Below are 14,591 nucleotides of genomic sequence, written 5' to 3'. Positions count from 1 at the left end.
CGGTCCGCGCGCGCACAGAATGAAAAACGGGCGGCCTGTTTGCGACAGGCCGCCCGTTGTGTTTTGTGACGCGTGGTGAGGTGCCGAGCGGCGCTTACTGCGTCGCGTTCGGGGTGTTCAGCGCCGGACCCGTGCCCACGTTCGGCTGCGTCGCGAGCATCTGCGCCTTCACGCGCTCGCCGAGCTGATACACCGCGAGTGCGTAGAAGAAGCTGCGGTTGTAGCGCGTGAGCACATAGAAGTTCTTCAGGCCGAGCATGTACTCGGTCGGACGGCCGGGCGTAGGCAGGTCGATGACGGTGACCGGCGTGCCGCCTTCCGCAGCGATGTCGATGTTCGGCTCGTTGAGCACGAGGCCCGAGCGCAGCAGCTGCACGAGCGGCCAGCGCGGTTCCGGCTTGCCGTCGGCGGCCGCCTGCGCGATGCCGAGACTGCCCGCGTCCTTCGCGATCTTCCAGACCACCGGGCGACCCGGCTCCCAGCCGTTCTGCTTCAGATAGTTCGCGACGCTGCCGATGGCGTCCGGCGTGCTGTTGCGCAGATCGATGTGATTGTTGCCCTCGTAATCGACGGCGTACTGCACGATGCTGCTCGGCAGGAATTGCGGGATGCCGATCGCGCCCGTGTACGAGCCGAGCACCGACGACGGGTCGATCTGCGCGTCGCGCGTCCAGACCAGATAGTCCTCGAGATTCTTGCGGAACGTTGCCATGCGGTCGGCGCGGTTCGGCGTATCCGGATAATCGAAAGCGAGCGTGGTGAGCGCGTCGAGCACACGGAAGTTGCCCATGTAGCGCCCGTAAATCGTTTCCACGCCGATGATGCCGACGATCACCTCGGGCGGCACGCCGAACTGATCGGCGGCGCGCTGCAGCGTGGCCTGATTCGCACGCCAGAAACGCACGCCCGCGTTGATGCGCACTGCATCGAGAAAACGCGCCTGATACGAGCGCCAGTTTTTCGCGCTCGGCGTGGGCGAGGGCGTGACGAGCTTCACGGCCGTGGCCGAATAGCTCGCACTCGAGAACAGCGCGTGCAGCGCGTCGCTGTTGAAGTCGTAGCGCGCGACCATGTCGTTGATGAAGGCGTCGACATTCGGATTGTTCGCGTAGCGCTGCGGGATGATCTCCTCTTCAAACGTTTGCCCCTGCGACGAAGCTTGAGGCTGCGTTTGCTGCGGCTGCGCCTGAACTTGCGGCTGCGTTTGCGGCTGCGTTTGCGGCACGGTCTGCGGCTGGGCCTGGGCGAGCGTGAGCGGCGCGTGTTGCGGGCTCAGTGCGTCGGGCGAGGCCGTCTGCGCGTGCGCCGCACCGCCCCAGAACGCCGACGCGGCGCACAGTGCAAGGGCGAAAGACGTGAGGCGGACGTGGCGGCAAGCAGGCAGGGCGGACTTGAGCGTCATGGGAGGCGGGTAGGTCGGGCAGGAGAGAACGTAATCCCGGGCAGTATACCCGAGCACCTTGCGTGAAACGGCCTTGGGCGTGCCGGGAGCGCGCATTGGCGCGGGTGCGCTGTGGTAACGTGATGACTGCCCGCGCACGATCGCGGGCGCAGCATGGTGGCAGGAAGCAAGAGACGAAGTAAGGCACTAAGTAAGGCAAGAAGCAGGCGGCACACCACAAGCCGCACGAAGTTTGGGAAGAATTGCAGTCCCGCGCAGCGAACCCCGACGAAAGACCTGAAGGAGACCCGCGGCGTGCGTCCCGGCGCGCGCGGCGGCCAGCACGACACATGACGACCGGCTTTTTTTCGCATCCCGACTGCCTGTTGCACGAAATGGGCGAGTGGCATCCCGAATGCCCCGCACGTTTGCAGGCCATCGAAGACCAGCTCATCGCGAGCCGTATCGAATCGCTGATCGAGCACGACACCTCCGCGCCGCTTGCCGAAGAATCGGCGCTGCTGCGCGTGCATACGCAGGCGCATATCGACTATCTGCGTGCGCTCTCGCCGCAGGAAGGCTATGCGGCGATCGACCCCGACACCTCGATGAATCCGCACACGTGGCAGGCCGCGCTGCGCGCCGCGGGCGCGGCCGTCGCCGCCACCGACGCCGTGCTCGCCGGCCGCTACGAGAACGCGTTCTGCAGCGTGCGTCCGCCCGGCCATCACGCCGAACCCGCGCGTGCGATGGGCTTTTGCTTCTTCAACAACGTCGCCGTGGCCGCGCGTCATGCGCTCGACGTGCATGGGCTGTCGCGCGTGGCCGTCATCGACTTCGACGTGCATCACGGCAACGGCACCGAGGCCGCGTTCGCCAGCGACGATCGCGTGCTCATGTGCAGCATCTTCCAGCATCCGTTCTATCCGTTTTCGGGCGCCGACCAGCAGGCGCGCAACATGGTCAACGTGCCGATGGCGGCGCGCACCAAGGGCATGGAAGTGCGCGAGGCGATCGACATTCTGTGGCTGCCGCGCCTGAACGAATTCAAGCCGGAAATGGTGTTCGTCTCGGCGGGTTTCGATGCGCACCGCGAAGACGATCTCGGCAATATGGGCCTCGTCGAAGACGATTACGCGTGGATCACCGAACAGATCTGCGATATCGCGAACCGCCATGCGAAAGGGCGCATCGTGAGTTGTCTCGAAGGCGGCTATAACCTCTCCGCGCTCGGGCGCAGCGTCGTGGCGCATCTGCGCGTGCTGGCGGGGATCTGATCCGCTCAACCGCTTCAACGTTTGAAGGAGTGTCGCGTCATGTGTGCTGCTGCCGTTGAGTCGTCGTCTTCGTCTGCCGCTGAGGCTTCGCAGGCTTCTCGCGAACATGCGCCGCTCGTCGAGGTCGAGCACGATGCGTACGGCGTGCCCGGCGTCGCGCGCCTCACGCTCAATCGTCCCGATGCGTTCAATGCGCTTTCCGAAGCGCTGATCGACGCCGTGCACACCGAACTCGCCGCGCTCGCACGCTCGGACGCGCGCGTGGTGGTGATCGCGGCGACGGGGCGCGCGTTCTGCGCGGGCCACGATCTCAAGGAAATGCGCGCCGCGCCGTCGCTCGACTACTACAAGCAGTTGTTCGCGCGCTGCTCGAAGATGATGCTCGCGATCCAGTCGATGCCGCAGCCCGTGATCGCGCGCGTGCATGGCGTCGCCACCGCGGCGGGCTGTCAGCTCGTGGCGATGTGCGATCTCGCCGTGGCCGCCGATTCCGCGCGCTTCGCCGTATCGGGCATCAATCTCGGGCTGTTCTGCTCGACGCCTTCGGTGCCGCTCACGCGCAACGTGTCGCGCAAGGCGGCCTTCGAAATGCTGATGACGGGCGAGTTCATCGACGCGCAAAAGGCGCTGCGTGAAGGGCTCGTGAACCGCGTCGTGCCCGCCGATGCGCTCGACGCAGAAGTGACGGCGCTCGCCGCGAGCATTTGCGCGAAGCCGCGCGAGGCGGTGGCGGCGGGCAAGGGCCTGTTCTACCGGCAACTCGAAATGGGCATCGAGGCCGCGTATCAGCTCGCCGGGCAGACCATGGCGTGCAACATGATGACGGACCCGGCGCTCGACGGCGTGCAGGCCTTCATCGACAAGCGCGGCGCGAAGTAAGGTCGAACGTCAAAGTCGAACGCCGCCTCAGCAATGGCGTTCGATCCATTCCAGCATCGACGCGATCACGCGCTCGCGATCCAGATCGTTGAGCGTTTCGTGATAGCTGCCCTCGTAGAGCGTGAGCGTGCGGTCCGGCGACCCCACGTGCGCGCCGAATGCGCGGCTGCCGTCGGGTTCCGTGAGCTTGTCTTCGGTGCCGTGCCAGATCAGCACGGGCAGGCGCAGCTGCGCGCGGCCCGCTTCGATACGCTTCATCGCTTCCAGCAACTCCGCGCCTGTGCGCGCCGGAATCGCGCCGTGGTGCACGAGCGGATCGGCGCGATTGGCCTGCACCACGGCGGCGTCGCGTGCGAGCAGGGCGGCATCGATCTTCATCGCCGGGAAACGCGGCCAGACGGCGCTCATCACGCGGCTCGCAGCGATCATCCACTGCGGCACGTCGCGGCCGGGCGCGAGCGCGGCGCTCGACAGCAAGAGCCCCGCGAGCGGCACGCCGCCTTGCGGCGCGCGCTCGATCGCATAGAGCGCGGCGATCGCGCCGCCCATGCTGTGGCCCATCAGAAAGAGCGGCGTGCGGCGCGCGGCGCATTGCGCGCCCGCGTGCGCGATCAGCGCGTGAGCGTCGTCCAGATATTCGTCGAAGCGGTTGATCCAGGCGCGCCGGCCGCTCGCGCGTCCGTGACCGCGCAGGTCGATCGTGTAGACATCGACGCCCGCGGCATTCAGGCGCGCCGCGAGCGCGGCGTAGCGCTGCGCGTGTTCGGCGAGGCCGTGAACCAGCGCGATGGCGGCGCGCGGCGGCGTCCCGCGCGTGCGCCAGGCGTAGAGCGGCAGTTCGGCGCCGTCGTGGGTGCGCAGCGTCACCGTGTCGGGCAGGCGCGCCGCGGCTTGCGCGGCGTTGATCGGTTGGGTCGTCTCCATCTGCGCTGTCTCTCTCGTCGTTGTAAGTTTTTGTCTGACGGCAGAGTGTAGCCGCGGTTTCATCGAGCTTTCCGTGCTTTTTGCCGCGCCGGGACTCTAATGAAATTCAGTAATGAATTTATCGAAATGGATTATTAAAAGGAATTTGGCTCGCCAGGGTAAAATGTCAAGTTGACTCCAGACCAGCAAACGGCGGCTGTCTGCCGGCGCGACGCGTACAGGCGATCCAGGCGATCGCGTGCACGGGCGGCGCGCGGCACGCCCGCCGTTTCGTTTTTTCCATGATCGAAATTCGAAACGTTTCCCAGCGCTTCGCGGGCCCACAAGGCTGGATCGAAGCGCTGCATAACGTCAATCTGACGATTCCGCAGGGCGAGGTCTTCGGCATTATCGGCCGTAGCGGGGCGGGCAAAAGCACGCTCGTGCGCACCATCAACCTGCTGACGCGGCCGACCGAGGGCGATATCGTCGTCAACGGTCGCACGCTCACGTCGCTGCCGAACGCGCAACTGCGCGAGGCGCGCCGCGAGATCGGCATGATTTTCCAGCACTTCAACCTGCTTTCGTCGCGCACGGTGTTCGACAACGTGGCGCTGCCGCTCGAACTCGCGGGCATGAAGCGCGCCGAAATCGAGGCGACGGTTCTGCCGCTGCTCGAACTCGTCGGCCTCACGGCGCAGAAAGACCGTTATCCGTCGCAGATCAGCGGCGGCCAGAAGCAGCGCGTGGGCATCGCGCGCGCGCTGGCGAGCAAGCCGAAAGTGCTGCTTTCCGACGAAGCCACCTCCGCGCTCGATCCGGAAACCACGCGCGCGATTCTCGACCTGCTGCGCAAGATCAATCGCGAGCTCAAGCTCACGGTCGTGATGATCACGCACCAGATGGAAGTGATCAAACAGGTCTGCGACCGCGTGGCCGTACTCGACGCGGGCCGCGTGGTGGAAAGCGGTCCGGTGATCGACGTGTTCCTGCAGCCGCGTCACGAAGTCACGCGCGCGCTGCTCGGCGACGTGATCGCGCAGGAATTGCCGCCCGCGCTCAAGGCGCGCGTGACCGAGCGTCTCGCGAAGGGCAACGCGCATCTGCTGCGCCTCGCCTTCACGGGCACGGGCGTCGATCAGCCGGTGCTGTCGGAAACGATCCGCCGCTTCGAACTCGATTTCAACATCCTGCACGGCCAGATCGACGAGATCCAGGGGCAGGCGTTCGGCTCGCTCGCGGTGCTCGCGGGCGGCGATCCGGTGAAGGTCGCGCAGGCGATTACGTGGCTGCGCGAGCAGGGTGTGGTGGTGGAGGAGCTGTCCCATGTGGAGTGAAATGTTCGATATGTTCGTCCAGTCGTTCTGGGAGACGCTCATCATGGTGGGCATTTCCGGACTGGTTGGCGCGGCCATCGGCCTGCCGCTCGGCGTGCTGCTCTATCTGACCGACCGCAACGGCGTGCTGCAGAACCTCGCCGTCAATCGCGCGATGGGCGTGATCGTCAACGCGGTGCGCTCGACGCCGTTCATCATCCTGCTGGTGGCCGTGATTCCGTTCACGCGCGTCGTGGTGGGTTCGTCGATCGGCACGGCGGCCGCCATCGTGCCGCTGACCATTTCGGCCGCGCCGTTCATCGCGCGTCTGGTGGAAACCGCGCTGCGCGAAGTCGATCGCGGGCTGATCGAAGCCGCGTTGTCGATGGGCGCGAGCACGCGCCAGATCGTCTTCAAGGTGCTGCTGCCCGAGTCGCTGCCCGGCGTGGTGGCGGGTCTCACGATCACGTTCATCTCGCTCGTCGGCTATTCGGCGATGGCGGGTGCGATCGGCGGCGGCGGTCTGGGCGACCTCGGCATCCGCTACGGTTATCAGCGCTTCGAACCCGAAGTGATGCTGCTCGTGGTGGTCGTGCTGATCGTGTTCGTGCAGCTCGTGCAGTCGTTTGGCGACTGGCTCGTGCGGCGTCTGAGCCACAAATAAGCCACAAACAAGCGATAAGTAAGCCTCAAAACCAGCGGTAACCGTCGCCCGGCCGCGCGCGACCTGCTTGCTCGCGGCTCGTCGATCACCTTCCACGAGACAAAGGTTTGGCCATGCAACGACGCTTCATGATCCGGCTGGCGAGCGCGCTCGGCGCGGCAACGCTGATCGCCCCGCTGTGCGCGCCGCTCGCGGCGCACGCCGACGAAACCATCAAGGTGGGCGTCACCGGCGGCCCGCACGAGCAGGTGATGGAAGTGGTCAAGCGCGTGGCCGCGAAGAACGGTCTCACGATCAAGATCGTGGAGTTCTCCGACTACGTGCAGCCGAATGCGGCGCTCGCGGGCGGCGATCTCGATGCGAACAGCTACCAGCATCAGCCATATCTCGATGCGCAGGTGAAGGACCGCGGCTACAAGCTCGTGAAGCTCGCCGACACGGTCACGTTCCCGATGGGCATCTACTCGAAGAAGGTGAAGACGCTCGCGGAGCTCAAGCCGGGCGCGCGGATTGCGGTGCCGAACGATCCGACCAATGGCGGTCGCGCGCTGTTGCTGCTGCAAAAGCAGGGCCTTATCAAGCTGCGCGAGAGCGCGGGTTTGAAGGCCACGCCGCTCGACATCGTGGATAACCCCAGGAAGCTGAAGATCGTCGAACTGGATGCGGCACAGATTCCGCGTTCGCTCGACGACGTGGACGCCGCCGCGATCAACACGAACTTCGCGATGGAAGCGGGGCTCAAGCCGAAGGCGGACGCGATCGCGATCGAGGATCCGAAAGGCCCGTACGTGAACGTGCTGGCGATCCGCGAGGCCGATCGCAACAAGCCCTGGGCGGCCAAGCTGGTGGCGGCGTATCACTCGCCGGAAGTGAAGCAGTACATCGAACAGAAGTTCGGCGGCGCGGTGATCGCGTCGTGGTGAACCCCGGGCAGACGGATTAGATAGAGAATTCAGTCGGAACCCGGGCTTGAAGCCCGGGTTTTTTCCGACATAAAATCGCACGATCGTTCGCTAGCGATATTCGCGACTGCCGGCCGCGCCGCGCAAGTAGCGCGCAGGTAGTGGATCGTGCGGGAAAAATGCTGGCGGCAAGCGGCGTCCTTCGGGGCTGTCGCTATAATGTCCGCCAGGTTGACGTATTCGTAACTTCGGAGCATGTGAATGAAAGTCCTTGTGCCTGTCAAACGCGTAGTCGATTACAACGTGAAGGTTCGTGTGAAGTCGGACGGCACGGGCGTCGACATTGCGAACGTGAAAATGTCGATGAACCCGTTCGACGAAATCGCCGTCGAAGAGGCCGTTCGTCTGAAGGAAGCGGGTGTCGCGACCGAAGTGATCGCTGTGTCCGCAGGCGTCGCGCAAGCGCAGGAAACGCTGCGCACGGCGCTGGCGATCGGCGCCGACCGCGCGATCCTGATCGAGTCGAACGAAGACCTTCAGCCGCTGGCTGTCGCGAAGCTGCTCAAGGCGCTCGTCGACAAGGAACAGCCGCAACTCGTCATCCTCGGCAAGCAGGCCATCGACGACGATTCGAACCAGACCGGCCAGATGCTCGCCGCGCTGGCGGACCTGCCGCAAGCGACCTTCGCCTCGAAGATCACGGTCGCCGACGGCAAGGCCACGGTCGCGCGTGAAGTCGACGGCGGCGCGGAAACGCTGTCGCTCGCGCTGCCCGCGGTGGTCACGACGGATCTGCGCCTGAACGAGCCGCGCTACGTCACGCTGCCGAACATCATGAAGGCGAAGAAGAAGCCGCTGGAAACGATCAAGCCGGAAGATCTCGGCGTGGACGTGACGCCGCGTCTGAAGACGCTGAAGGTTTCGGAGCCGCCCAAGCGCAGCGCCGGCGTGAAGGTCGCCGACGTGAAGACGCTGGTCGAGAAGCTGAAGACCGAAGCCAAGGTGCTGTGAGGAGCGAGAAAAAATGACGAATCTGGTTATTGCTGAACACGACAATCAGTCGATCAAGGCCGCGACGCTGAACGCGGTGTCGGCTGCACAGAAGATTGGCTGCGACGTGCACGTGCTGGTCGCGGGCCACAACGCGCAAGCGGCTGCCGATGCAGCGGCGAAGATCACGGGCGTCGCGAAGGTCATTCTGGCCGACGCGCCGCAGCTCGCACAGGGTCTCGCGGAAAACGTCGAAGCCACGGTGCTGTCGATCGCGAAGAATTACTCGCACATCCTCGCGCCGGCGACGGCAGCGGGCAAGAACGTCACGCCGCGTATCGCCGCGAAGCTCGACGTCGCGCAGATCTCGGACATCACGGCCGTCGACAGCGCCGACACGTTCGAGCGTCCGATCTACGCCGGCAACGCGATCGCCACGGTGCAATCGGCTGATCCGGTCAAGGTCATCACGGTGCGTACGACGGCGTTCGATCCGGTCGCAGCCGAAGGCGGCAGCGCGCCGGTCGAGAAGATCGACGCGGCAGCGGACAGCGGCAAGGCGCAATTCGTCGGCCGTGAAGTCACGAAGCTCGACCGTCCGGAACTCACGAGCGCGAAGATCATCGTCTCGGGCGGCCGCGGTCTGGGCAGCGGCGAGAACTACACGAAGGTGCTGGAGCCGCTCGCCGACAAGCTGAACGCCGCGCTCGGCGCCTCGCGCGCCGCAGTCGACGCAGGCTACGTGCCGAACGACTATCAGGTCGGTCAGACCGGCAAGATCGTCGCGCCGCAGCTTTACATCGCGGTCGGCATTTCGGGTGCGATCCAGCATCTGGCCGGCATGAAGGACTCGAAGACCATCGTCGCGATCAACAAGGACGAAGAAGCGCCGATCTTCAGCGTGGCCGATTACGGCCTCGTCGGCGATCTGTTCACGGTCGTGCCGGAACTCGTCAACGAGCTCGGCTAAGCATCGCGAATTCGAGACGCGAATCACAGACGCCTGCATCGCATGACGTCTGACACAGAAAAGGGGCGCCGCGTGCGCCCCTTTTTTCGTTCATCAGCGGATGAAGGGGGAGACTGACATGTACGACGCACCGATACGCGACATGCTGTTCGTGATGAAGGAGCTGGCCGGGCTCGACGAGATCGCCGCGCTGCCCGGCGGCGAGGACGCCACGCCCGAGACCGTCGAAGCGGTGCTGCACGAAGCCGCGAAGCTCTGCGGCGAAGTGCTCGCGCCGCTCAATGCCGAAGGCGATCGCCATCCGAGTCATTGGGACGACGGCGAAGTGCACGCGTCGCCCGGTTTCGCCGAGGCGTTTCGTCAATATGTGGCGGGCGGCTGGCAAGGCGTGCAGCATCCTCAGGAATACGAAGGACAGGGTTTGCCCAAACTCGTCGGCACGCCGTGCGTGGAGATGCTCAACTCGGCGAATCTCTCGTTTGCGCTGTGTCCGCTGCTGACCGATGGCGCGATCGAGGCGCTGCTCACGGCGGGCAGCGAGGCGCAGAAGCAGCGCTACGTGCCGAAGCTCATTTCGGGCGAGTGGACCGGCACGATGAACCTCACCGAGCCGCAGGCGGGCTCCGATCTCGCCGCCGTGCGCACGCGCGCCGAGCCGCAGGGCGACGGCACGTACAAGCTGTTCGGCACCAAGATTTTCATCACCTGGGGCGAGCACGACATGGCGCAGAACATCGTCCATCTCGTGCTCGCGCGCACGCCCGGCGCGCCTGAAGGCGTGAAGGGCATTTCGCTCTTCATCGTGCCGAAGTTTCTCGTCAACGCGGATGGTTCATCGGGCGCGCGCAACGACGTGCAGTGCGTGTCGATCGAGCACAAGCTCGGCATCAAGGCGAGCCCGACGGCGGTGCTGCAATACGGCGATCAGGGCGGCGCGATCGGCGAATTGATCGGCGAGGAAAATCGCGGGCTGGAGTACATGTTCATCATGATGAACGCCGCGCGTTTCGCGGTGGGCATGCAGGGCGTGGCGATTTCGGAGCGCGCGTATCAGCAGGCGCTCGCGTATGCGAAGGAGCGCGTGCAGAGCCGGCCCGTCGATGGATCGTCGAAGGCGGCGGTCACCATCGTGCATCATCCGGACGTGCGCCGCATGCTCGGCACGATGCGCGCGCTCACCGAGGCGGCGCGCGCGCTCGCTTACGCGGCGGCGGGCGAGAGCGACCGCGCGCATCGCGATCCCGATACGGCGGCGCGCGCACGTCATCAAGCCGTCTACGAATATCTCGTGCCGATCGTGAAGGGCTGGAGCACCGAGTCGTCGATCGAGGTGACGAGCCTAGGCGTGCAGGTCCACGGCGGCATGGGTTTCATCGAGGAGACGGGCGCGGCGCAGTTCTATCGCGACGCGCGCATTCTGCCGATCTACGAAGGCACGACCGCGATCCAGGCGAACGATCTGATCGGACGCAAGACGCTGCGCGACGGCGGCGCGGTGGCGAAGGCGCTGGCGGCTGAAATCGGCAAGACGGTCGCGGAACTCGGCGCGCAGGACGGCGGGGCGTTCAAGTCGATGGCGAAATATCTGGCGCTCGGGCAGGGCGCGTTCGAGTCGGCCGTGGATTTCGTGCTGGCGAATGCGAAGCGCGATCCGAACGCGGTGTTCGCGGGCAGCGTGCCGTATCTGATGCTCGCGGGCGTCGTGCTGGGCGGCTGGCAGATGGCGCGCGCGATGCTTGCCGCGCAACGGCTCATGCCGCACGATCCAAAGTTCTACGGCGCGAAGATCGCGACGGCGCAGTGCTATGCGGAGCAGGTGTTGCCGCGCGCGCTGGCGCTCGAAGCGGCGATTGTCAGCGCGAAGGGCGACGAGGGCGTGCTGGCGCTGCCGGAAGATCAGTTCTGATTTGCCGATTCACGGCGCGGGTATGAAAAACGGCGGCCTCTTTTCAGAGCGCCGCCGTTTTTTTTGCCGCCTTCAACGAAGCGGCGAGTCCTTACGCGTAAGCCGGACGATGCGTGCCGTGCTGTTCGCCGAGGTAGCGATAGACCGAGAGGTCGTCGGCCTTGATCGCGGGCTGCTTGCCCGAGATGAGGTCGGCGAGCAACTGGCCCGAGCCGCACGACATGGTCCAGCCGAGCGTGCCGTGCCCCGTGTTCAGGAACAGGTTCGAGAGCGGCGTGCGGCCGACGATGGGCGTGCCGTCCGGCGTCATCGGGCGCAGACCGGTCCAGAAGCTGGCTTGAGCCGTATCGCCGCCGCCGGGGAACAGATCGTTCACGCACATTTCGAGCGTTTCGCGGCGCGCCTGCTTGAGCGATTTGTCGAAGCCGACGATTTCCGCCATGCCGCCCACGCGGATGCGGTCGTCGAAACGCGTGATCGCGATCTTGTAGGTTTCGTCGAGCACGGTGGAGACCGGCGCGGCGTCGGCGTTGACGATCGGCGCGGTGATCGAATAACCCTTGAGCGGATACACGGGAATCTTCATGAGACCCGCGAGCATCTTCGTGGAGTACGAGCCGAGCGCGAGCACGTAGCTGTCGGCGCGCACGAGTTCGTTGCCGCATTGCACGCCCGCGATGCGGTCGCCCTGCACGGCGAGGCCGTCGATCGGCGTGTTGTAGCGGAACTTCACACCGAGTTCGGCGGCCATCGCGGCGAGGCGCGTGGTGAACAGCTGGCAGTCGCCGGTTTCGTCGCCGGGCAGACGCAGGCCGCCCGTGAGCTTGTGCGAGACGGCGGCGAGCGCGGGTTCGGCGCGGCCGAGTTCGGCGGCGCTCAGCAGTTCGTACGGCACGTTGGCGTCCTTGAGCACGGCGATGTCCTTCGCCGCGCCTTCGAATTGCTGCTGCGTGCGGAACACCTGCAGCGTGCCGCCCGTGCGGCCTTCGTACTGGATGCCGGTGTCGGCACGCAGCGCCTGCAGGCAGTCGCGGCTGTATTCGGCCAGACGCACCATGCGGCCCTTGTTCTGCGCGTAGCGCTCGGCCGTGCAGTTCTGCAGCATCTGCCACATCCATTGCAGCTGGAACTTCGTGCCGTCGAGGCGGATGGCGAGCGGCGCGTGCTTTTCGAACATCCACTTGATCGCCTTGAGCGGCACGCCCGGCGCCGCCCACGGCGCGGCGTAGCCCGGCGAGATCTGGCCGGCGTTCGCAAAACTGGTTTCGAGCGCGGGACCGGTCTCGCGATCGATCACCGTCACTTCATGGCCCGCGCGGGCAAGATACCAGGCGCTGGCCACACCGACCACACCACTGCCCAACACGACGACTCGCATAGCTGCTCCGTAGAGAGAATTGTTTGGGCTACGCGGTCTTGCCGGGACTCCGTGTGGCCGTTTTGATCGACGGCAGGGCGGATGGCATGAAAATCCGGATGTAGCCAGTAATATCGACTATGCTATTGTTGTAAGCCTAGGTTTTGTTATTGTATTTATCTGATTTTCAGGAAAAACATATGAGAACGCAGCGTCAGCCGGTCCGCGCGCTCGACCGGCTCGATCACCGCATCCTCAAGCTGCTTCAGCAGGACGGCCGCATGGCCATGAAAGACCTCGCGGAGCAGGTCGGGCTGTCGGTCACGCCGTGCATCGAGCGGGTCAAGCGCATGGAGCGCGACGGCGTCATCACGGGCTACTACGCGCGCGTGAATCCGAACGTGCTGGGCGCGGCGCTGCTGGTGTTCGTGGAGATCACGCTCGACCACAAGAGCGGCAACATGTTCGACCAGTTCCGCCGCGAGGTGCAGAAGATTCCCGAGGTGCTCGAATGCCATCTGGTGTCGGGCGACTTCGACTATCTGATCAAGGCGCGCATCGGCGAAATGGCGGACTACCGCAAGCTGCTCGGCGACATCCTGCTGCAACTGCCGGGCGCGGTGCAGTCGAAGAGCTATGTGGTGATGGAAGAGATCAAGGAGACGCTGACGATCGCGGTGGGCGAGTAGCCCGGCTCAAGCGTCGGGTTCTGGCAACCAACTCCGCCCCGTTTTTCGCACTCGACAAAGCGTCTCGATACTGTATATTTGTACAGTATCGAGACGCTTTGTTTTTGCCCCGCCGTGAACCGCAACCCTCCCGCGAACGACGCTAATCGCGCCCCCGACCCCGACGCCTGGTATCCCGTCGCGCCGCCTGCGCCGCGCAAGGGGCGCGGCGCGGTCACGAACCTGCAAGGGCGCTACGAGGTCGATCAGCGCGAGGCTTACGACGACGGCTGGCAGCACGTCGAATCGCCATCCGACGCGCGCGAGCGCAGCGATGAAGCGGGCGCGCAAATCGACGAGCAATCGGACGCGCAAGCCGGCGAGCGCGAAACGTCGGAGCCCGCGCTGCGCACGCAGATCTACGAGGAGCGCGCAAAAAGCATCCTCACGCGCAACCAGTCGCCGGACATTCCGTTCAACGTATCGCTCAATCCGTATCGCGGTTGCGAGCACGGCTGCATTTATTGTTTCGCGCGGCCCACGCACAGTTATCTGGGACTCTCACCGGGTCTCGATTTCGAGAGCCGCCTGTACGCGAAGATCAACGCGCCAGAACTGCTCGCGCGCGAACTGGCGAAACCCGGCTACGAGCCGGAGCCCATTGCGCTCGGCGTGAACACCGACGCCTGGCAGCCCGTCGAGCGCGAGCTGCGCATCACGCGGCGCGTGATCGAGGTGTTGGCGCAGCGGCAGCATCCGTTCGCAGCGATCACGAAATCGTCGCTGATCGAACGCGATCTCGATCTGCTCGCGCCGATGGCCGAGCGCCAGCAGTTCATGGCCGCCATCACCATCACCACGCTCGACGCCGACATCGCGCGCACGTTGGAGCCGCGCGCGGCCACGCCGTCGCGCCGCCTGCGCACGATCCGCACGCTCGCGCAGGCGGGCATTCCGGTGGGGGTGAGCATCGCGCCGGTGATCCCGTTCGTCACCGAACCCGACATGGAACGCGTGCTCGAAGCCTGCGCCGAAGCGGGCGCGACGAGCGCGAGCTTTATCGTGCTGCGGCTGCCTTGGGAAGTGTCGCCGCTGTTTCAGGACTGGCTCGCCGCGCATTTCCCGCAGCGCGCCGAGCGCGTGATGAGCCGCGTGCGCGACATGCGCGGCGGCAAGGATTACGAGTCGTCGTTTTCGCAGCGCATGAAGGGCACCGGGCTATGGGCCGACCTGCTCAAGCAGCGCTTTCACAACGCGGTGCGGCGGCTCGGGTTGAACGAGCGGCGTCACGGCATTCTCGACATGTCGGAGTTCGTGCGCGCGAAGGCGCGGGAACAGAAGCGCCAGCTCGATCTGTTCTGAGCGCAATGGCGCTGCG

The 14,591-nt window shown here is 65.3% G+C and carries 13 protein-coding genes; 10 read left to right on the top strand and 3 right to left on the bottom strand.

Annotated elements, in window-relative coordinates:
- Nucleotides 1–94: 94 nt before the first annotated feature.
- Nucleotides 95–1,402: a lytic murein transglycosylase B gene (gene mltB / locus G3N97_RS05035; RefSeq protein ID WP_241030395.1), complete on the bottom strand. Its 1,308-nt coding sequence runs from the start codon at nt 1,400–1,402 to the stop codon at nt 95–97.
- Nucleotides 1,403–1,731: 329 nt separating this feature from the next.
- On the opposite strand from mltB, the gene G3N97_RS05030 reads away from it, so the two are divergent.
- Nucleotides 1,732–2,658, top strand: a complete 927-nt coding sequence (locus G3N97_RS05030; RefSeq protein WP_205992220.1) for a histone deacetylase family protein — start codon at nt 1,732–1,734, stop codon at nt 2,656–2,658.
- 39 nt (nt 2,659–2,697) lie between these two features.
- The gene (locus G3N97_RS05025) at nt 2,698–3,537 is read left to right on the top strand and encodes an enoyl-CoA hydratase (protein WP_205992219.1); all 840 of its coding nucleotides are present in this window, start codon (nt 2,698–2,700) and stop codon (nt 3,535–3,537) included.
- Between the two features lie 27 nt (nt 3,538–3,564).
- Here the strand turns inward: G3N97_RS05025 and G3N97_RS05020 are convergent, their stop codons facing one another.
- Complete coding sequence (locus G3N97_RS05020; RefSeq protein ID WP_205992218.1) at nt 3,565–4,461, bottom strand: alpha/beta hydrolase; 897 nt, start codon at nt 4,459–4,461, stop codon at nt 3,565–3,567.
- 281 nt (nt 4,462–4,742) lie between these two features.
- On the opposite strand from G3N97_RS05020, the gene G3N97_RS05015 reads away from it, so the two are divergent.
- The 6 genes from G3N97_RS05015 to G3N97_RS04990 all read left to right on the top strand — a co-directional run bounded on the left by G3N97_RS05015 (nt 4,743) and on the right by G3N97_RS04990 (nt 11,188).
- Nucleotides 4,743–5,777 carry a methionine ABC transporter ATP-binding protein gene (locus tag G3N97_RS05015; protein ID WP_205992217.1) on the top strand — a complete coding sequence of 345 codons (1,035 nt, stop codon included), beginning with the start codon at nt 4,743–4,745 and terminating at the stop codon, nt 5,775–5,777.
- On the top strand, nt 5,767–6,420 hold the full coding sequence (locus G3N97_RS05010; protein WP_205992216.1) for a methionine ABC transporter permease: 654 nt from the start codon (nt 5,767–5,769) through the stop codon (nt 6,418–6,420). Before G3N97_RS05015 ends, G3N97_RS05010 begins: the two co-directional genes overlap by 11 nt.
- Nucleotides 6,421–6,533: 113 nt before the next feature.
- Nucleotides 6,534–7,343: a MetQ/NlpA family ABC transporter substrate-binding protein gene (locus G3N97_RS05005; protein WP_065058295.1), complete on the top strand. Its 810-nt coding sequence runs from the start codon at nt 6,534–6,536 to the stop codon at nt 7,341–7,343.
- A gap of 240 nt (nt 7,344–7,583) precedes the next feature.
- The gene (locus G3N97_RS05000) at nt 7,584–8,333 is read left to right on the top strand and encodes an electron transfer flavoprotein subunit beta/FixA family protein (protein ID WP_205992215.1); all 750 of its coding nucleotides are present in this window, start codon (nt 7,584–7,586) and stop codon (nt 8,331–8,333) included.
- 13 nt (nt 8,334–8,346) lie between these two features.
- Nucleotides 8,347–9,282, top strand: a complete 936-nt coding sequence (locus G3N97_RS04995) for an FAD-binding protein (protein WP_205992214.1) — start codon at nt 8,347–8,349, stop codon at nt 9,280–9,282.
- Nucleotides 9,283–9,400: 118 nt separating this feature from the next.
- Entirely contained in the window at nt 9,401–11,188 is a 1,788-nt protein-coding gene (locus G3N97_RS04990) for an acyl-CoA dehydrogenase (RefSeq protein ID WP_205992213.1), read from the top strand.
- Between the two features lie 91 nt (nt 11,189–11,279).
- On the opposite strand, the gene G3N97_RS04985 is transcribed toward G3N97_RS04990, so the two are convergent.
- The gene (locus tag G3N97_RS04985) at nt 11,280–12,566 is read right to left on the bottom strand and encodes a D-amino acid dehydrogenase (RefSeq protein ID WP_205992212.1); all 1,287 of its coding nucleotides are present in this window, start codon (nt 12,564–12,566) and stop codon (nt 11,280–11,282) included.
- A 179-nt stretch (nt 12,567–12,745) separates the two neighbouring features.
- Here G3N97_RS04985 and G3N97_RS04980 point away from each other — a divergent pair, with 179 nt between their 5' ends.
- Nucleotides 12,746–13,234, top strand: a complete 489-nt coding sequence (locus tag G3N97_RS04980; protein ID WP_074983885.1) for an Lrp/AsnC ligand binding domain-containing protein — start codon at nt 12,746–12,748, stop codon at nt 13,232–13,234.
- Nucleotides 13,235–13,348: 114 nt separating this feature from the next.
- Nucleotides 13,349–14,575, top strand: coding sequence for a PA0069 family radical SAM protein (locus G3N97_RS04975; protein ID WP_205992211.1), 1,227 nt, complete (start codon nt 13,349–13,351; stop codon nt 14,573–14,575).
- The last annotated feature ends 16 nt before the right edge of the window (nt 14,576–14,591 follow it).

Source organism: Paraburkholderia sp. Ac-20347 (assembly GCF_017104805.1).
Lineage (GTDB): Bacteria > Pseudomonadota > Gammaproteobacteria > Burkholderiales > Burkholderiaceae > Paraburkholderia > Paraburkholderia tropica.
The sequence above is the reverse complement of the archived record's forward strand: the minus strand, read 5'-3'. Positions and strand labels throughout refer to the sequence as shown.